The 18,869-nt window shown below is 52.0% G+C and carries 14 protein-coding genes; 6 read left to right on the top strand and 8 right to left on the bottom strand.

The genetic code is table 11. The features are described 5' to 3' along the window. The first annotated feature begins 117 nt into the window (after nucleotides 1-117). From dsbG to OGX89_RS18945, 4 genes are all read left to right on the top strand, one after another. Nucleotides 118-864 (top strand): thiol:disulfide interchange protein DsbG, encoded by a 747-nt coding sequence (gene dsbG, locus OGX89_RS18960; protein ID WP_126955864.1) that lies wholly within the window; start codon nucleotides 118-120, stop codon nucleotides 862-864. A 203-nt stretch (nucleotides 865-1,067) separates the two neighbouring features. Further along, on the top strand, nucleotides 1,068-1,994 hold the full coding sequence (gene citR, locus OGX89_RS18955) for a DNA-binding transcriptional repressor CitR (RefSeq protein WP_003831212.1): 927 nt from the start codon (nucleotides 1,068-1,070) through the stop codon (nucleotides 1,992-1,994). Nucleotides 1,995-2,133: 139 nt separating this feature from the next. Then, nucleotides 2,134-3,357, top strand: coding sequence for a phosphoadenosine phosphosulfate reductase (locus OGX89_RS18950; RefSeq protein ID WP_126955865.1), 1,224 nt, complete (start codon nucleotides 2,134-2,136; stop codon nucleotides 3,355-3,357). Continuing rightward, nucleotides 3,342-3,959 carry an IbrB-like domain-containing protein gene (locus tag OGX89_RS18945; RefSeq protein WP_003831207.1) on the top strand — a complete coding sequence of 206 codons (618 nt, stop codon included), beginning with the start codon at nucleotides 3,342-3,344 and terminating at the stop codon, nucleotides 3,957-3,959. The genes OGX89_RS18950 and OGX89_RS18945 overlap by 16 nt, the downstream gene beginning before the upstream one ends. Here the strand turns inward: OGX89_RS18945 and OGX89_RS18940 are convergent, their stop codons facing one another. Then, nucleotides 3,960-5,120, bottom strand: a complete 1,161-nt coding sequence (locus OGX89_RS18940; protein WP_126955866.1) for a pyridoxal phosphate-dependent aminotransferase — start codon at nucleotides 5,118-5,120, stop codon at nucleotides 3,960-3,962. It abuts the gene before it with no gap. A 132-nt stretch (nucleotides 5,121-5,252) separates the two neighbouring features. Here OGX89_RS18940 and OGX89_RS18935 point away from each other — a divergent pair, with 132 nt between their 5' ends. Further along, nucleotides 5,253-6,341, top strand: a complete 1,089-nt coding sequence (locus OGX89_RS18935; RefSeq protein ID WP_003831202.1) for an oxidoreductase — start codon at nucleotides 5,253-5,255, stop codon at nucleotides 6,339-6,341. Between the two features lie 110 nt (nucleotides 6,342-6,451). Here OGX89_RS18935 and OGX89_RS18930 read toward each other — a convergent pair whose 3' ends face one another. Together OGX89_RS18930 and cstA are read right to left on the bottom strand one after the other, a co-directional pair. Then, nucleotides 6,452-6,649 (bottom strand): YbdD/YjiX family protein, encoded by a 198-nt coding sequence (locus OGX89_RS18930; protein WP_003022064.1) that lies wholly within the window; start codon nucleotides 6,647-6,649, stop codon nucleotides 6,452-6,454. A 63-nt stretch (nucleotides 6,650-6,712) separates the two neighbouring features. Continuing rightward, entirely contained in the window at nucleotides 6,713-8,818 is a 2,106-nt protein-coding gene (cstA, locus tag OGX89_RS18925; protein WP_003831201.1) for a pyruvate/proton symporter CstA, read from the bottom strand. A gap of 496 nt (nucleotides 8,819-9,314) precedes the next feature. Between cstA and OGX89_RS18920 the strand changes: the two genes are divergently transcribed. Further along, the gene (locus OGX89_RS18920; RefSeq protein WP_269757640.1) at nucleotides 9,315-13,838 is read left to right on the top strand and encodes an autotransporter outer membrane beta-barrel domain-containing protein; all 4,524 of its coding nucleotides are present in this window, start codon (nucleotides 9,315-9,317) and stop codon (nucleotides 13,836-13,838) included. A 38-nt stretch (nucleotides 13,839-13,876) separates the two neighbouring features. On the opposite strand, the gene entH is transcribed toward OGX89_RS18920, so the two are convergent. The 5 genes from entH to entC are packed head-to-tail and all read right to left on the bottom strand — an operon-like array spanning nucleotide 13,877 to nucleotide 18,736. Continuing rightward, entirely contained in the window at nucleotides 13,877-14,290 is a 414-nt protein-coding gene (entH, locus tag OGX89_RS18915) for a proofreading thioesterase EntH (protein ID WP_003022055.1), read from the bottom strand. Nucleotides 14,291-14,292: 2 nt separating this feature from the next. Beyond that, nucleotides 14,293-15,048 carry a 2,3-dihydro-2,3-dihydroxybenzoate dehydrogenase EntA gene (gene entA, locus OGX89_RS18910; protein ID WP_126955867.1) on the bottom strand — a complete coding sequence of 252 codons (756 nt, stop codon included), beginning with the start codon at nucleotides 15,046-15,048 and terminating at the stop codon, nucleotides 14,293-14,295. Beyond that, nucleotides 15,048-15,905, bottom strand: a complete 858-nt coding sequence (locus OGX89_RS18905; RefSeq protein WP_003831197.1) for an isochorismatase — start codon at nucleotides 15,903-15,905, stop codon at nucleotides 15,048-15,050. The genes entA and OGX89_RS18905 overlap by 1 nt, the downstream gene beginning before the upstream one ends. Nucleotides 15,906-15,918: 13 nt before the next feature. Further along, nucleotides 15,919-17,529 carry a (2,3-dihydroxybenzoyl)adenylate synthase EntE gene (entE, locus tag OGX89_RS18900; RefSeq protein WP_126955868.1) on the bottom strand — a complete coding sequence of 537 codons (1,611 nt, stop codon included), beginning with the start codon at nucleotides 17,527-17,529 and terminating at the stop codon, nucleotides 15,919-15,921. Between the two features lie 31 nt (nucleotides 17,530-17,560). Next, nucleotides 17,561-18,736: an isochorismate synthase EntC gene (gene entC / locus OGX89_RS18895; RefSeq protein ID WP_003831195.1), complete on the bottom strand. Its 1,176-nt coding sequence runs from the start codon at nucleotides 18,734-18,736 to the stop codon at nucleotides 17,561-17,563. Nucleotides 18,737-18,869: the final 133 nt, after the last annotated feature.

The following is an 18,869-nucleotide window of genomic DNA, read 5'->3' as shown; positions in this document are numbered from 1 at the left end:
TGGGGATTACATCACCCAACTAAAGAAAGGGCAATCGACAGACCGTCGATCTTACCTATGGCTGTGATAGGTTTTGCAATTAAGCCCACTTTCCTGCTGATTTTATAAGGAAAATCAATGTTTAAACGCACCTTACTCGTAACTCTTCTCCCCGCTATCGTGCACGCAGAGGAGCTCCCTGCCCCTGTTAAAGCCATTGAGAAACAGGGAATTACCATCCTGAAGCCCTTCGACGCACCGGGTGGAATGAAAGGCTATCTGGGAAAATACCAGGACATGGGGGTCACTATCTATGTCACGCCTGACGGTAAACATGCCATCTCCGGCTACATGTATAATGAAAAAGGCGAAAACCTCAGTAATGCGCTCATAGAAAAAGAGATCTATGCCCCTGCCGGACGTGAGATGTGGCAGCGAATGGAAAAAGCGTCGTGGATTCTGGACGGGAAAAAAGAGGCCCCGGTCATCGTCTACGTGTTTGCTGATCCCTTCTGTCCTTATTGCAAACAGTTCTGGCAGCAGGCGCGCCCATGGGTAGATTCCGGTAAAGTTCAGTTGCGTACATTACTGGTTGGCGTCATAAAACCCGAAAGCCCGGCCACCGCTGCGGCAATTCTGGCAACCAAAGATCCGGCTAAAACCTGGCATGACTATGAAGCCTCCGGCGGGAAAATGAAGCTGGAAATCCCGACTTCGGTCCATCCTGAACAGATGAAGGTACTGAATATCAACCAAAAACTCATGGATGATTTAGGTGCTAATGTGACGCCCGCGATCTACTACATGAGCAAAGACGATACGTTACAACAGGAAGTGGGATTACCCGATAAGGAAAAATTAAATATTATTATGGGGAATAAATAAAGGTTACAGAATGAGTGATTGTTATCGTTCTCATTTCAATCACTCTTTAAAATGTATTTTTATCGTAACCATCAAGCAATCTGTGTTATTTTAGTTTAAGTTAATTATTCATTAAGCCATAAACATAAATTCTAAGAATGATTAGAATTTAAATTATTCAACAATTGAATTATCCTATACATTACCATCACAGGAAGGTATGCATGGCTAACCTCTATGACCTCAAAAAATTCGATCTTAACCTGTTGGTAATTTTTGAATGTATTTATCAACATTTGAGCATCAGTAAAGCTGCGGCAACACTGTATATCACGCCTTCAGCCGTCAGCCAGTCATTACAGCGACTGCGTACGCAATTTAACGACCCTCTGTTTATTCGCTCAGGTAAAGGCATCACGCCTACCGTAACCGGGATCAACCTTCATCATCACCTTGAGCAGAATCTGAATACGCTGGAACAAACCATTAATATTATGCACGGTTCCAGCCTGAAGAAGAAATTTGTCATTTACAGTCCGCAAATTACTATTAACTTAGGGGTAATTGAGTTAATCAATACGCTAAGGCAAAATTCAAATGTCGAAGTTGAACATCACGACATAATAATGACTGCCGATACTGCAGAGAACATCCTCGCATACAGGAAAGCAGATTTAATCATCACTACCGCTCCCGTATATAACAGGTCTATTGTATGTACGCTATTTAAAACTATTGAGTGTGTTTTAACATGTAGCAGTAATCACCCCAGAATGAATGAATCTGCTACCCTTACACAAATATTGGAGGAACAATTTACTTTGTATCTTACAGAGGAAGAGGGTATTAAAGAGTATCAAGCACAAGCCAACGCCTTACTAACTAATCGTAAAACTGGCTTTAGTAGCGACTCTATGACGTCAATTATTAATGTAATTTCCAGTACAGATATTATTGGTATAATCCCAAAACTTAGTTATGAATTCCATGCTGCCAGACTTAATTTAAAAGAAATCAATATAGATTTCAAAATCCCATCAATCAGATTATACTTAATGTACAACCGTGCCTCACTTAGTAATAAAAAATTCGCAGAATATATCAATACAATAACATCTGAAAATCAACAACCCACATCATCAACAGTATGACAAATCCATTTTTGGAATATAAAACGCAAACACATTCACATTACAAATATTTCTTTAAGCGTTGCTTATTTTAAAGATTGGCATACTTTATTGCAGGCATTTATTTTAGTATAAAATAAAATTCGGATATGGATGTGATATGTCTGTTTATAAAATACCGTTAAACCAGAATGTTCTTGAAGCCGCTCAGGAACGCATTACCTGGACGCTTGAGAATCTACCGCGTGTCTGCGTTTCTTTCTCTGGAGGTAAAGATTCGGGGTTGATGTTACATCTGACCGCTGCCATTGCCCGCCAGTTACAGAAAAAAATAAACGTCTTATTTATCGACTGGGAGGCTCAGTTTTCCTGCACTATCGACTATGTCCACGCGCTACGCGAGAATTATTCCGATGTCATCGAAGAATTTTATTGGGTTGCATTGCCGCTGACGACGCAAAATTCACTGTCACAATTTCAGCCTGAATGGCAATGCTGGGAACCAGGCACTCAATGGGTGCGCCAACCGCCCGCAGATGCCATAACCGATCCCGAATATTTCTCTTTCTACCAACCCGGTATGACTTTCGAGCAATTTGTTCGTGAGTTCGCTGACTGGTTTTCGCAGAAACGACCGGCAGCCATGATGGTCGGGATCCGCGCCGACGAGTCATATAATCGCTTCGTCGCCATTGCGAACTCGAAAAAACAGCGTTTTGCCGATGATAAACCCTGGACCACCAGCGCCCCCGGCGGGCATACCTGGTATATTTATCCCATTTATGACTGGAAAACCGCCGACATCTGGACGTGGTTTGCGAAATCAAGACTCCCTTGTAACCCCCTGTACAACCTGATGTATCAGGCGGGGGTTCCCACTCGATACATGCGTATCTGCGAACCGTTTGGGCCAGAACAACGCCAGGGCCTGTGGCTTTACCATGTTATTGAGCCTGAACGCTGGGCAATGATGTGCTCCCGCGTCAGCGGGGTAAAAAGTGGCGGGATATATGCTGGTCAGGACAACCATTTCTACGGTCACCGCAAAATATTAAAACCCGAACATTTAAGCTGGCAGGAATACGCCATGCTGTTATTGAAGAGTATGCCGGAAACGACCGCTGAACATTACCGCAATAAAATCGCCGTCTATTTACAGTGGTATAAGAAAAAAGGCATGGAGAATATCCCACAAACCCAGGAAAGAGATATTGGTTCAGTGGATATTCCGTCGTGGCGGCGTATCTGCAAGGTCCTGCTGAATAACGACTATTGGTGCCGGGCTCTCTCATTTAGTCCAACGAAACCCAAAAACTATCAACGTTACAATGAGCGCATGAAAACAAAACGCCAGGAATGGGGACTCTTATGCAACAACGATTAACTCAGGAACTCCTCGGCTTTCTTTCTTGTTTATCAGAACCAGAGAGAATTGAAGCCATAAATGAATTCAGAAAAGCAATACACAGCGTCAGTCCCTTCCGCGAGGAGCCCGTAGATTGCGTACTTTGGGTTAAAAATGATCATATTTCACCCAATGACTACAACCCCAATAACGTTGCGCCACCGGAGAAAAAGCTGCTGCTGAAGTCCCTCGAGGCTGACGGGTTTACGCAGCCCATTGTAGTGGTTCACTCAACGGCTGAAGAATACGAAATTGTCGACGGTTTCCACCGCCACGAGTTAGGTAAAGCCAAAGCCTCACTAAGGCCCAGGCTGAAAGGATATCTGCCGGTTGCCTGTTTAGAACGCGAACGCCATGAGCGAATGGCGGCAACCATTCGCCACAACCGCGCTCGCGGGCGTCATCAAATCCACGCCATGTCCGAGATTGTCCGCGAGCTATCGCAACTGGGATGGAGTGAAGAAAGAATTGGCAAGGATCTTGGTATGGACAGCGACGAGGTGTTACGCCTGAAGCAAATCAACGGCCTGCAAGCGTTGTTTGCCGACCGTCGATTCTCCAAAGCCTGGACCGTGAAATAGCTACAGCGAAACCAGACGCTCGGCTGCCGCTAACAGCGTCGATTCTTGCTTGGCAAAACAGAGGCGAATCAGTTTATGCGGGAAAGGATCGGCGCAGAACACCGACAGCGGGATTGCCGCAACGCCCACTTCAGTGGTCAGCCACTGGCAAAACTCCACGTCGTTAAGCGAGGAAACGGCGCTGTAATCGACCAGTAAAAAGTACGTGCCTTCACACGGCAGAATTTCCAGTCGGCTGTCACGCAACGCGTTCACCAACACGTCGCGTTTTTTTTGATAAAACGCGGGCAGTTCGCGATAGTGTGCCGGATCGTCTCGTAGCATATCCGCCAGTGCGAGCTGAGCCGGCGTGTTAACGGAAAACGTCAGATACTGGTGCACTTTTCGTAGCTCAGCGCTAATGGCGGCTGGCGCAACGCAGTATCCGACCTTCCAGCCGGTCATGTGGTAGGTCTTACCAAACGATGAAACAGCAATAGCGCGTTCCCGCAGCTCTGAATGTGCCAGCACGCTGGCATGCCCCTGTTTGGCGAAACAGATATGCTCATAAACTTCGTCGCTGATGACAAAGATCTCGCGTTCTTTAATCGCCTGCCATAGCGCGTCGAAATCGGCGTGATGCCACACAGTGGCAGAAGGGTTATGCGGCGTGTTCAGGATAACCAATCGGGTACGGTCGCTGAGTAAGGCACCAAACGCCTGCCAGTCGACGCGAAAAGACGGTGGTTGCAGGGCGATACGTTTAACCACACCGCCGGATAATTCAACCGCAGGCGCATAGCTGTCGTAGCTCGGGTCAAAACAAATCACCTCATCACCAGGGCGCACCAGCGCAGTGATCGCGGCATACAATGCTTCTGTGGCTCCCGCCGTGATGGTCACTTCACTATTCGCGTCAGGTTTATAGCCGTACAGGTCTGCCGTTTTATCCGCGATAGCTTCGCGCAGCGGCTGCACGCCCGTCATCGGCGCATACTGGTTTGCGCCATGCGCGACGTGATACGCCAGACGCTCTTGCAAAAAGAGCGGACCGTCAAAATCAGGAAACCCCTGCGAGAGGTTAATGGCCTGATGCTGCTGCGCCAGCGCACTCATTTGCGTGAAGATAGTAGTGCCCAGATTAGGCAGTTTGCTTTGCGGAATCAGCGGGTTATTACTCATTATTGTTATCCCAGCGTGTGATGTTGTGGTTGAAGCCACTATAGCACGATGCTAGTATTTGGCAATCAAGACGTTCAGACGTCTATATAAAAATAACCTGCCTGGACAGGACAGCCAAAAGGACAACACAACATGAGTAATACCGAAATTCGCGTCGTCACCGGCCCGGCCAACTATTTTTCCCATCCCGGCAGCCTGTTAAGACTCAACGATTTTTTCTCTGCCGACCAACTTTCACGCGCCGTGTGGGTTTATGGTGAACGCGCCATCGATGCAGCCCGCCCTTACCTGCCAGAGGCTTTTCATCTTGCCGAGGCTAAACGCCTGCTGTTTACGGGACATTGCAGCGAAACCGATGTTGCTCAACTGGCAAAAGAGTCGGGAGAGGATCGCAGTGTGGTGATTGGCGTGGGAGGCGGTACATTGCTCGACACCGCTAAAGCGTTGGCCCGTCGTCTGGATCTGCCGTTTGTCGGTATTCCTACTATCGCGGCGACCTGCGCTGCCTGGACGCCACTCTCCGTCTGGTATAACGATGCGGGCCAGGCTCTACATTTCGAAATTTTCGCTGACGCGAATTTCCTCGTGCTGGTCGAACCCGAGATTGTTCTCAATGCGCCAGAAGAATACTTACTGGCGGGGATCGGCGACACGCTGGCAAAGTGGTATGAAGCCGTCGTGCTCGCACCTCAGCCGGAAACACTGCCATTGACAGTACGTCTGGGTATTCAAGCCGCGCAAACCATCCGCGATGTCCTGCTGGAAAGCAGCGAGCAGGCGCTGGCAGACAAACAACAAGGCACGCTAAGCCGCACGTTTTGCGATGTGGTGGATGCGATTATTGCCGGAGGCGGCATGGTTGGTGGTCTGGGCGAGCGCTACACCCGCGTGGCGGCGGCGCATTCTGTTCACAATGGCCTGACCGTCCTTCCACAAACTGAGAAGTTTTTACACGGCACCAAAGTGGCGTACGGCATCCTGGTGCAGAGCGCGCTGCTGGGACAAGATGATGTGCTGGCGCAGTTAATTACCGCTTATCAGCGATTCAACCTGCCAACCCGATTAGCTCAACTGGAAGTGGACATCAATAACCGCGCCGAAATCGACAAAGTGATTGCGCACACTCTGCGCCCGGTGGAGTCCATTCACGCCCTGCCGGTAACGTTAACGCCGGAGACACTGCGCGCAGCATTCGAAAAGGTAGAGTCGTTTACGGTGTGATTATGGTGCGGGTTTCCTGATGACGGCTTCGCCTTATCAGGCCTACGACGACAAATTACGCCAATACGATGTTGTAGGCCGGATAAGCGTCAGCGCCATCCGGCAAAAAATCAACAGCACTTCGCGCCACCTTTCCCGCCATATCGTGCATCCTGGCGCTCACGGAAAAATTCTTCGTAGGTCATTGGCGTCTGGTCCGGATGCGTGACGCGCATATGTTCAACATAGTTGTCGTAATCCGGCACACCTATCATTAATCGGGCGGTTTGACCTAAATACTTCCCGGCTTTGGCGAGTGTTTCAAACATAGTGTTTCCCTGTCGTACAAACGCCCTCCCCGTTCAGGAGAGGGCTCGTTGGTTAAGAGAATATTAGTGCGCACCTTTCGCCTGCGCCACGATCTCTTCGACATTCTCAGGCATCGGCTCGTACGGTGTCTCTTTCGAAGTTGGTTTGTCCTCTTTCAATGCTGCCATCGCAGTTTTGATGGAGAACAGACCCAACACCACAACGACGACCATGAAGAAGATGGTGAGACCCGCATCCAGGCGGTTGTTAAACACCAGTTGCGTCAGCTGCGACTGGGTGTACTGCGCCGGAATGTTACCGCTGTCGATCATCGCCTGGAACTTGTTGGCGATAGCCAGGAAGCCGATTTTCGCATCCGGGCTAAACGCTTTCTGCCAGCCAGCGGTCAGGGTACAAATCAGCAGCCAGGCCGTTGGCACCAGCGCCACCCATGCGTAGCGCTGGCGTTTCATCTTGAACAGCACCACAGCACAGAGCATCAACGCCATACCGGCCAGCATCTGGTTAGCGATACCAAACAGCGGCCACAGGGTATTGATACCGCCCAGAGGATCCACCACGCCCTGGTGTAAGAAGTAACCCCAGGCCAGCACACACAGCGCTGTAGCCAGCAGGTTTGCAGGCAGCGAATCGGTACGTTTCAGGCTCGGTGATACCACGCCCAGCAAGTCCTGCAGCATAAAGCGCGCGGCGCGTGTACCGGCATCTACCGCCGTCAGAATAAACAACGCTTCAAACAGAATGGCGAAGTGATACCAGAACGCCACATCCATCATGCCGCCCAGCGCGCCGTGCAGAATGTACGCCATCCCGACGGCCAGCGTCGGCGCACCACCTGCGCGGGAGATGATGGATTGCTCACCCACTTCATTGGCGATTTGATGCAGGGTGTCTGGCGTAATGGCAAAGCCCCAACTGCTGACTACCTGTGCCGCAGAAGCCACTACGTCCACCGTCCCCGCAGGAGCCAGCACCGCCATCGGGCTGTTCATCGCAAAGTACACGCCCGGATCGATGATGCACGCGGAAACCAGCGCCATAATGGCGACAAAGGATTCCATCAGCATTCCGCCGTAGCCGATAAAGCAGGCCTGCCCTTCATTCGCCAGCATCTTCGGCGTGGTACCGGAGGAGATCAGCGCATGGAAGCCAGATACCGCACCACAGGCAATGGTAATAAACAGGAACGGGAACAAGTTACCGGTCCAGACCGGGCCAGTACCGTCAACAAACTTGGTCAGCGCAGGCATGGTCAGCGTCGGACGCATGATCAAAATCCCTACTGCCAGACCAACAATGGTGCCGATTTTCAGAAAGGTAGAGAGGTAATCACGCGGGGCCAGCAGCAGCCACACCGGCAGGACGGCGGCAACAAAACCGTAGCCCACCAGCATCCACGTCAGCTGTACGCCGGTAAAGTCAAAGTACGGTGCCCAGGTCGGGCTTTCAGCCACCCAGCCGCCGGAAATAATGGCAAACACCAGGAACACCAGACCGATGACCGACACTTCGCCAATGCGGCCCGGGCGCAGATAGCGCAGATAAATCCCCATGAAGATCGCCAGCGGGATGGTGAACGCCACGGTGTAGGTTCCCCACGGACTGTGGGTCAGCGCTTTCACGACGATCATCGCCAGTACCGCGAGAATAATCACCATGATCATAAAACAGGCCACCAGCGCAATAACGCCCGCCGTTGGGCCCATCTCTTCTTTCACCAGTTCGCCAAGGGAACGACCATCGCGACGGGTAGAAACAAACAGCACCATGAAGTCCTGCACCGCACCCGCCAGTACCACCCCGGCGAGCAGCCAGATCATCCCCGGCAGATAGCCCATTTGCGCCGCCAGCACCGGTCCAACTAACGGACCCGCTCCGGCAATTGCCGCAAAATGGTGACCAAACAGCACTTTTTTATCGGTGGGAACATAATCCAGACCGTCGTTATGGCGCACGGCTGGCGTCATACGCGTCGGGTCAAGCGCCAGTACATTTTTCGCGATGTACAGGCCGTAGAAACGATAAGCGATAAGGTAGACACAGACCGACGCCACGACTATCCACAACGCGTTGATCTGTTCACCACGATTTAATGCGATATAGCCGAGGGCAAATGCTCCCATAACGGAGAGCACTGTCCAGACGAGGTACTTCCCTGATTTGTTCATAGTTGTTATCCGTTGTCCGATCCAGAGAGATGTTACATTTTGTTTCTATAACATCTTTTCTGAATTTAACAACCTGACAACCATGCAAACCCGAACTTTCACTGAGTATTTACATTGTATTGTTAACTTGATCACTTTCAACGCAGCGACAACTGAAACAATTGCGCGCTACGTGCCAACCTCTCTATGTTTTGTTCAGATCCCCCCGGCATGATGCCGATCTTGTCGCTTAATATTCTTTATTATTAATAATGGAATTTACTAAAAATATACCTCTGACTTTCTCAGCTAATACAGTTATTAAACTTAGGACTTCAGATTATCCTGACTTTTTATGCAGTTAGTGCTTTATTTTATTTTAATCACAAAGTTCAAAGTAAAGAATATATCCACACCTCCAGTTTTAATGACAAAATCCCCACATAAAAACGAAATTAATTCAGCAGAAATTTATCAGCGCCAGATTGTTCAGGATGGCCATATATGGAAATAAATTATGAATAAATGCTATCGCATCGTCTGGAATGTCGCCAAAAATATGTTTGTAGTGACTTCCGAACTCTCACAGGGCGATCATCGGGTTCGCGCAACCGTTGCGGGCCTGGTGTTATCGGCTATTGGACTAACAGCAAACTGCGTACATGCCAGTGATTACGGCCCGCTTAGCGGTGAAACCATCAACTTAAATGATGGCGATACAGTGACGTCTGTCGATGGCACCACCGGTATCGAAAGCCTGTCCTCAGGTGGGCAAGGCGTACAGATTAATGGTAAAGCCACCATTCACGTTACCGGTGATAGCGGTTCTATTGGCGTGAAGCTTGATAACAGCGCCAGTAATAATTTAGGTAACGGTACACAGATTAACGTTACGGATACAGGAACTGCAAAATCAGCATCAACCGCGGGTCTATATATTAACAACACCAGTCCAGATACAAATATAAACGCAGAGAATATATCAATTAACACCATCAGTAAAAAAGATGCTTACGGAATTAACGTTCATACAAAAAATGCCACTCTGAACTTCGGCAGCAATAGTAACATCATTACCGATTCCCAGAATGGTAATGCGACTGGTGTCTATTTTTATGATGACAATAATACGTTAACCATGGATGGTGGATTAGTTAACGTCATCAGCGGCGCCACAGGTAAAGCTATTGGTATCGACACATACTGGACAAGCGGTACAACGCTCAATTTGGGTGATGACACCCGCATTGAATTAGTAAGCGGAACAGCTGGTGGAAGTGCGCTCTATCTCGGGGAAAACACCTTACTCAACGCGAACGGGCTAAACGTTGATTTCACCGCCTCAGAGGCAGGAACAGGTACCATTATCTATGGTATCCAGACGGGACAAAACAGCCAGATTAACCTGGGCGAGAATAGCGCAATTTCACTCTCATCCTCTGGAGGTACGGTATATGGGCTCCTTTCTGGTGCACAAAGTCATTTTACGGCAGATAGCCTTGATATCACCCTTACCACAACCTCTACCGAGCGCGCAAAAGGGACGGGCGCGGACATCAGCGGCAATGTGGATTTTGGCAATGATTCCACCATTACCGTGCACGGTTTCTCCGAAGGGTACGGGATGGTTGTTGAGGATTATTCGGCAACCACCAAAGATGATGCCATCGGAACAGTGAAGGCCAACAATCTCACCATTGACGTCACAGGCCAGAAGACGGAAGGGCTTCGAATAGAAGGTGGTGTGGTTGATTTAGGATCAGACAGCTCCATCAGCGCAAACGGGACTGCATCAACAATTTACCTGACCGGCCGAGGATACGGTGAATTCAATGCCAATAATCTGACCGTCACGACCGCGCAGTCCACCGCCCTTACACTAATCAGCAGCATGCATGCCACCGTCGCCAATATTGGCGAAGGCAGCACCATTGATGGAAGAAATACTACAAGCCACACGACCAACGGTATTGTGGCCAACACGCCCCACAACGCCCCGACAACCATAAATGTCAACGGTTCCGCAGAGCAGCGTAACACTATCTACGCGGTGAACGGCTACGGAGCTTCAGCCCAGTATAGCGGCGCGACCATCAATCTATCCAATACCGATATCATCATGAGCGGTAGTAATCCCTACGGCCTTTGGGCTATTGGCAGCGGAGATTTCACTCACGCCGGCATAATCAATGCTGAAAATCTGACGATTGATATGAGCGGCGCTAACGGCAGTGGTTACGGTGTGGTAGTGCAACAAGGCGGAATTGTGAATCTGACGGGCGATACCACCATCATCGCCAACGGCGGCGTTGCCATCTGGAATCCGAAAGTCACCTCGGGCGGGTATGTTCTACCTGGCGGGACGGTAAATGGCTCAGGGAAAATGACAATTACCGGCGACATCATTAACAGCGGTTGGGGATATATCAACCTCAGCATGGACGCGGGTTCTTATTTCGCCGGGGCAACCTCGGTTAATGAAAGCTTCAACGATCAGGGTATTGATTCCATCCTCAATCTTAACCTTGCGGACCAGAGCCAGTGGCGGGTAACAGATGACTCCACCCTCACGACACTGACCAACGCCGGAACCCTTGAGCTGGCGGCAGACCACACAGCCGGAACTTACAGCACCTTGCATGCTGACGAGGTCACGCTGAAAGAAAGCAGTATTCTCAGCGTCGATTTAAGCGCCGCGGCGCTGGCCAGTCGGTCCGCTAACCCGCTAATTACCGGCGGACAGGTTAATCCTGGCGGCGATCTACACGTTAGCAATTCGGGTAATACGCTGGATCTCAACGCGCTGACCTCAGACAATCAACTGGCAGACATCGACAAGGTTACGCTAATTGATGCCGACTCCGCAATCGTGAGCGATTTCGCTTCGATCTCAACCGATCCGGATACCCTGCCCGACTATATCGCGATTTCTGGTCAGGTTAACGCCCTTGATAATACCCAATATGAATTGGGCGTGGGGCTCAGTTGGTACGCCGGAGACTCCGCCGCGGCTTCTACGCCTGCACACGGTACGTTCACCCTGGACGCGGGCCAGACATTTACCGTCAATAGGTTACTGGAAGATACCTCATCCAACGCTACCACAGGATGGGACGGTAAAAGTTTGACCAAAAAAGGAGATGGTACGCTCACCCTTACCGCAAAGAATACCTGGAGCGGAACCACAGACATTCAGCAGGGAACGCTGTGGTTAACTGAATCGGGCGTTATCGGCGCTGAAGGCAGCAAGCAGAGCGTCAATGTCAAAGCCGGAGCCACCCTCGGCGGCAACGGGGTAATCAACGGCGCGGTGAACAACATCGGCCTGCTAAGTTTTGGTGATAGCACAACGCCAGACAGCCAGTTTATCGTTAATGGTAACGTAACCAATCAAGGTGTAATCCGCAGCAGTAGCACGACTCCCGGGAATGCATTAATCATCAACGGCGACTACACGGGTAACGGCGGTCAGCTCTCACTTAACGCCAGTTTAGGCGATGATAATTCACCAACCGACCAGCTCATTGTCTCGGGTAATGTTAACGGCAGCACCACGCTCTACATCAATAATGTGGATGGCGTGGGTGCATATACCGATCAAGGTATCGAGATTGTTGACGTCGGTGGGGTGTCATCAGATAACGCGTTTTATCTTGGCAATCAGATTCAAATCGGGCTGTATGAGTATCGTCTGTATGAAGATAACGAAAGCTGGTATTTGCGTTCCAAAGCAGAAACGCCTGACAACCCGGATGATGACGTTACACCAGTCGATCCTGACGACGGCGGCAGCGACGTGACGCCAGTCGATCCTGACGACGGCGGCAGCGACGTGACGCCAGTCGACCCTGACGATGACGGCAGCGACGTGACGCCAGTCGACCCTGACGATGGCGGCAGCGATGTGACGCCAGTCGACCCTGACGATGGCGGCAGCGATGTGACGCCAGTCGACCCAGACGACGGCGGCAGCGACGTGACGCCAGTCGATCCTGACGACGGCGGCAGCGACGTAACGCCAGTTGATCCTGACGACGGCGGCAGCGACGTGACGCCAGTTGATCCTGATGACGGCAGTAGCGACGTTACCCCATCAAATCCACAATATCGCGCCGATATAGGCGCTTATCTGGGCAACCAGTGGCTGGCGCGTAGCCTGCAGATGCAAACGCTGTTCGATCGTGAAGGGAGCCAGTACCGCTCGGCCGAAGGAAGCGTCTGGGCGCGAATGAAAGGCGGAAAAACGGACACATCTGCGGTAAACGGCAATATCGACATGGACAGCGATTACACCCAGTTTCAGCTTGGCAGCGACATTGCGACCTGGCGCGATGATCAGCAAAGCATCACGTTTGGCCTGATGGCCAGTTACCTTGACGGCAGTACCGACAGCACCGGAAATCGCGGCGCGGATGGCAGTCAGTTTACAGCCACAGGCGATATCGACGGTTACAATCTTGGCGCGTATGCCACCTGGTTCTCTGATGCCCGGCAACATCGCGGCTGGTATGTTGATACGTGGTATCAGTATGGTTTCTACAATAACAGCGTCGAAAATGGCAATGTCGGTTCAACGCATTACGACTCCCTGGCTCACGCGATTTCGCTGGAAAGCGGTTATCGCTACGACATTAATATGAGCAGCGCTAACACAGTAAGCCTCACGCCTCAGGCGCAGGTTATCTGGCAACGCTACCAGGCAGATAGCGTTGAGACAAACGGTACACACATAGATGGACAAAACGGTGATAGTTGGACCACACGTCTTGGTCTGCGGATTGATAGCCAGCTTTCGTTCGATGATGCTACCGTCCGACCATTCGCTGAGATTAACTGGCTGCACACCTCTGACAATCTGGCCGTATCATTTGATAACGCAACGGTAAAACAGGATCTACCAGCGGATCGCAGCGAACTAAAAGTAGGGATTCAGGCTAATCTCAATAGTCAATGGAGTATCAGCGCCCAGGCCGCAGGTCAGATAGGGAACAATGATTATCAGGACCTCAATGGTAGTCTTAATCTGCGCTATAGCTGGTAAGTGAGTAACGAAGCGCGCCTGAACGGCGCGCTTAACTTTCACCCCATCACCGCAGTGCCTAAGCGGCAGGTGCAACAGCGTCGCCCCTGCTCATCAAAGATAACAATTTCCCAGCTTTGATTTTGACGCCCAAGGTGCAACGGCTGACAAACGCCGCGCACTTTCCCCTGCGATACCGCCCGATGATGCGTGGCGTTGAGTTCCGTCCCCACCACGCACTGCCCGTCGCGGGTCATCAGATAACCCGCCATCGACCCCAGCGTTTCCGCCAGGGCCGCGGATGCGCCGCCGTGCAGCAGGCCAAATGGCTGATGCGTGCGGCTATCCACCGGCATTTCGGCTTCCAGCACATCATCCCCCAGCCGGGTGTAGACCATGCCTAAATGCGCCACCATCGTGTTCTGACTGGTGGCATTGAGTTCATCCAGCGTTAAATGACGCTTCCAGATCATCGTCATGCCCCCAGCGTGGAACCGCCGTCCACCACGATATCCTGTAACGTAATGTGGCTGGCCAGATCGGAGGCGAGGAATAAAATAGTGTTGGTGATCTCTTGCGGCCGGGCGATTTTCCCCAGCGGAATCCCGAGCTTAAACTGCTCGCCAAATCCACGAATACGCTGTTGCTCCGCGTCATCGCTAACCCACAGCGTGCGCTGCATATCGGTGTCGGTCGAGCCTGGCGACACCACATTACAGCGCACACCGCTACCCGCCAATTCAAGTCCGACGGTCAGCGCCAGACTTTTCAACGCGGCCTTTGACGCACCGTAAGCACTCATGCCGATACGCGGCGTGTGCGCCGCATCCGACGCGACGGTCACGATCGCCCCGCCCTGCTGGCGACGAAACTGCGCCATCGTCTGCTGAAACAGATTGAACGCCCCACCAACGTTAACCGCAAACGTCTGCTGCCACTCCTCAACGCTCAACGCATCGGTGGCCCCCATACGCAAAATACCTGCGGCATTGACCAACACATCTAAACGCTCGCGCGCTTTGAGGACGCGCTGGCACACTTCAGCTACCTGTCCGGTATTCGCCACATCCAGCACTTCGGTCGCAAACGGGTAGTTATCCTGAGGAAATTCGCGATCGAATCCTGTCACCTCAGCACCAGCATTCGCAAACGCCAGCGCCGTGGTGTAGCCAATCCCTTTACCCGCGCCGGTTACCCAGACGGTTTTCCCGGCAAAATCAAATCCAGCCATTACTTCACCTCGCGGGAGAGCAGCGCCCACCATGCGTCAATGGTCGGTTTTTTCGCCAGCATCACGAAATCAATGTCACCATGAACCTTACGCCAGCGCGCCGCCAGCGCCATCATGCGCACGGAATCCAGCCCGTAGTCGATCAGGTTTTCGTCATCCATCGGCTCTTCAGACTCATCCAGCAACGGCAGAATAACGCTGCGCAACGCATCTTTACTGGTCGGGACCGGTGTCGGCAATAATTCCTGGGTCATTACCACACGCCCGGAACGTCCCGCCACGTATTTCAGCGACATCAGGTGTTCGTCACGGCTAAAGTCCGCCAGCGCATCGGCAACCATAAACGGCTTGATGTCACGCATGAAGGCGTCCGTTGCGGTGGTCATACAGCCGATATGCGCATACACCCCGGTAATGATCAGTTGATTACGCCCGGTTTCCTTGAGCATCTGTTCCAGCGGGGAACGATGAAATGCGCTATAACGCCATTTCACCAGAATGGTATCCGCTTCATCCGGCGCCAGCGCCTCAACGATCTTTTGTTGTTCCGGGGAACGCGTCAGGCCCGGTCCCCACATATCATTGAGCAGAGCGCGGTCTTCATCACTCTGTTCTTTCGGCTGAGCGGTGTAATACACCGGAATGTTATGCTCTTTGCAGTACTGGCGCAGCGCGGCGATGTTCGCGACGACCTGCTCCATCATCGGGCAGTTATCGCCCCAAAAGCCGATAAAATAATCCTGCATGTCGTGGATCAGCAGCGCGGCGCGTTCAGGGTCAAATGCCCAGTCGACTTTGTTCACCGGAACATCGAGCGCCGTTGGTAGCGCATAAGCCTGCAGTTTAGGAATTGCCATTTCTATTTCTCCTTCAGGCCAGTGAACGTAATGCCAGCCACTGACGTAATTGTTTTTTATCTACCTTCCCCACTGGAGTCAGCGGTAATGACTCAACGCACTCAACACGATCGGGTAATTTGAATTCCGCTATGCCCTGTTCGCGTAGAAAACGGCGCACCTGCACCGCGCGCAGCGGCTCTTTCACCACCAGCCAGGCACAGCTTTTCTCGCCCATCAGTTCGTCATCCATACTGACCAGCGCGGCATGGATCACCATTGGATGGCGCAGTAGCAGGTTTTCAATCTCTTCAGCGGCGATCTTCTCCCCGCCGCGATTGATCTGATCCTTTTCACGCCCCTGAACGGTGATGTAACCATCCGGATCGATAGCGATCAGATCGCCGGAACAGTAAAAGCCGTTGGCGTCAAAGGCGCTGGCATTATGCTCAGGACTTTTGAAATAACCGCGGAAGGTGTACGGACCACGCGTCATCAGGCGTCCGGTCTCTCCCTGGGCTAAGGGGTTGCCGTCAGCGTCTGCTACCCAGACTTCATCATCGGGACACATCGGGCGACCCTGGGTATTGATGATGCGCTCAGGACTGTCGTCCAGACGGGTGTAGTTCACCAGCCCTTCCGCCATGCCGAAGACCTGCTGCAACTGGCAGCCAATCTCGGCTGGAATACGTGCCGCAAGCGTGGCGGAAAGTCTCGCGCCACCGACCTGAAGCAGTTTCAGCGAAGCCAGTTGCGCATTGCTGCCCCACTCCGCAATCGCCTGCAACCACAGGCTCACCGCAGGTGGCACCAGCGCCGTGACGTTAACCTGATGCTGTTCAATCAGCGGGAAACACAGAGTGGCACTCGGGTCAGCCGCCAGCACTACAGTGCCACCGGCCAGGAATACGCCCAGCGCGCCTGGCGAACTCATGGCGTAGTTATGCGCCGCCGGGATTGCGCATAAATAACGCGTTTCCCCGGTGAAGCGGCAAATCTCATTGCTGCGACGCACGCTGTAGTAGTAATCGTTATGAGTGCGAGGAATCAGCTTTGGCGTCCCGGTCGTCCCCCCAGAAAGCTGGAAATACGCCACCTCATCAGCAGGCGATGGCGTAGCAGTAAAATCTGTCGCAGGCTGGTTTATCGCCGTTTGCAGATTATGTTCACCTTCATCGTTGCGCAGTTGCACCACGCGCACTGAATTGTGTTCGGCCACAAAAGCGTTAAGAAAATCGTCGCCGCTAAACAGCGTATGCTGGCGATCGGCAATCAGCAGTGCCGGCTCAATCTGTTTGGCATAGGCGTTAAGTTCGTTACGCTGATGGCTGAACAGCGCCAGCACCGGAGCTACGCCCAGCTTGAGCAGCGCAAAGAAGGTGATATACAGCTCAGCCACATTGCCCAGTTGTACTAGCGCGGTTTCGCCGGGTTTGATCCCCTGGCGACGCAAACTGCAGGCAAGATTGTCAGCAGCCTGATTCAGTTGGCGATAGCTCAGATGGCGTTCACCATCAATTACCGCCGTATGCTCGCTGTCGGCGTGACAGGTCAGAATGTCGGTCAGCGGCAAATCCTGCCAGTAACCTTTTTCACGATAGCGGCGGGCAAACTCTTCCGGCCAGCGGGTGAAAGGAATACTCATTATTGCTCCTTAAAACCAGTCCACAAGGCTCTTAGTGCAGTCCAAAAACATTCAACATCGTGGAGAGCTTAGCCCCCGTTTCGCGCCATTCCGCAACCGGGGAAGAGGCTGGAACAATTCCTGCTCCGGCAAAGAAACGTACCTGATTGCGCAGCAGCTTCGCACAGCGGATCGTCACTACCCACTCACCGTTACCTTCGGCATCACACCAGCCAACAATGCCACCGAACAATTCGCGATCGAACGGCTCCAGCTCGGCGATAAGCTTGCGCGCAACCTGATGTGGGAAGCCGCTCAGCGCAGGCGTCGGATGTAGCAGGCACGCCAGCGTCAAGGCGTTTTCCTGCGGGTTAGCTTTACCTTCAAACGGCGTGCCGAGGTGCCAGAGCGTCGGCGTGGTAACCAGCTGCGGAGAAGAAGGCAGTTGCAGTTCACGGCTGCGATCGCGCAATACCGTTTTCATCGCTTGCGTCACCAGTTCGTGCTCATGGCGGTCCTTCTCAGACGCCAGCAGGCGGATCCCTGCTTCGCGATCCAGCACATCATCAGGCTGACGACGTGCAGAGCCCGCCAGCGGCAGAGAACTGAAACGATCGCCTTCTTTGCGCAGTAACAGTTCCGGGCTGGCACCAATCAATACGCCGCCGTCTTCAATCGGTACATGGAAGTTGTAGCTCGCCGGGTTTTGCGCCACCAGACGCTCCAGCAGCGCACCGCTGTCAATGTTGGCATCGGCGGTGATATCGATCAGGCGTGACAACACCACTTTGTCGACTTCCGGAGTGGACGTCAGCGCAGCCGCCCGGGCGACCATATCTTCAAAAAAGTCCTGTTCCGGGATCGATTTACGTTCAACGACGTTCAGCGACTGATGCGCGGTAAAGTAACGTGATGATTGCTGCTTCGCCGTACGAGAAAAGCTCTGCCACGATTGGGGAATAAACAGCGATGATGGCTGGCGGGTATCAAAGGGAATAGCCCCGACCATGACAGGGTTCGTGATGCCCTGCGATTTGGCATCAGCAAACAGTGCGTTCATTTTTTGTTGGAAAGGGCTGTCTGGCGAATCGCCATCAATTGCCGGTTCCGCATAGCGGGCGAAGCATCCTGACGTCGTAAAACTACGGTACGGCGACATAAAGAAAAAACTGTCGGGAGCGAGCGTCGGCATAGTCTGCGTTTTTTCCTCGGCCAGTGACGTATCCATATCATCCTCCAAAAATGATAAAGGCTCTAATAATGATTATCATTTATATTTTCGGTCGCTAACCTAAAAGTAAAGCGGCGGTATGTCAACTCTTGTGGTAGCACAATGTGCGACTTTGGCTTGCATCCTTACT

It is taken from the genome of Citrobacter sp. Cpo103 (assembly GCF_030332605.1).
In the GTDB taxonomy this organism is placed as follows: Bacteria; Pseudomonadota; Gammaproteobacteria; order Enterobacterales; family Enterobacteriaceae; genus Citrobacter; species Citrobacter portucalensis.
This window is presented reverse-complemented; position numbering and strand designations above follow the sequence as displayed.

Coding starts and splice junctions, on each gene's coding strand:
- entA (WP_126955867.1), bottom strand. CDS start 15,048: ATGGCTGGATTTGATTTTGCCGGGAAAACCGTCTGGGTAACCGGCGCG.
- OGX89_RS18950 (WP_126955865.1), top strand. CDS start 2,134: ATGTCTGTTTATAAAATACCGTTAAACCAGAATGTTCTTGAAGCCGCT.
- dsbG (WP_126955864.1), top strand. CDS start 118: ATGTTTAAACGCACCTTACTCGTAACTCTTCTCCCCGCTATCGTGCAC.
- OGX89_RS18920 (WP_269757640.1), top strand. CDS start 9,315: ATGAATAAATGCTATCGCATCGTCTGGAATGTCGCCAAAAATATGTTT.
- OGX89_RS18905 (WP_003831197.1), bottom strand. CDS start 15,905: ATGGCAATTCCTAAACTGCAGGCTTATGCGCTACCAACGGCGCTCGAT.
- OGX89_RS18935 (WP_003831202.1), top strand. CDS start 5,253: ATGAGTAATACCGAAATTCGCGTCGTCACCGGCCCGGCCAACTATTTT.
- entH (WP_003022055.1), bottom strand. CDS start 14,290: ATGATCTGGAAGCGTCATTTAACGCTGGATGAACTCAATGCCACCAGT.
- OGX89_RS18930 (WP_003022064.1), bottom strand. CDS start 6,649: ATGTTTGAAACACTCGCCAAAGCCGGGAAGTATTTAGGTCAAACCGCC.
- entE (WP_126955868.1), bottom strand. CDS start 17,529: ATGAGTATTCCTTTCACCCGCTGGCCGGAAGAGTTTGCCCGCCGCTAT.
- OGX89_RS18940 (WP_126955866.1), bottom strand. CDS start 5,120: ATGAGTAATAACCCGCTGATTCCGCAAAGCAAACTGCCTAATCTGGGC.
- entC (WP_003831195.1), bottom strand. CDS start 18,736: ATGGATACGTCACTGGCCGAGGAAAAAACGCAGACTATGCCGACGCTC.
- citR (WP_003831212.1), top strand. CDS start 1,068: ATGGCTAACCTCTATGACCTCAAAAAATTCGATCTTAACCTGTTGGTA.
- OGX89_RS18945 (WP_003831207.1), top strand. CDS start 3,342: ATGCAACAACGATTAACTCAGGAACTCCTCGGCTTTCTTTCTTGTTTA.
- cstA (WP_003831201.1), bottom strand. CDS start 8,818: ATGAACAAATCAGGGAAGTACCTCGTCTGGACAGTGCTCTCCGTTATG.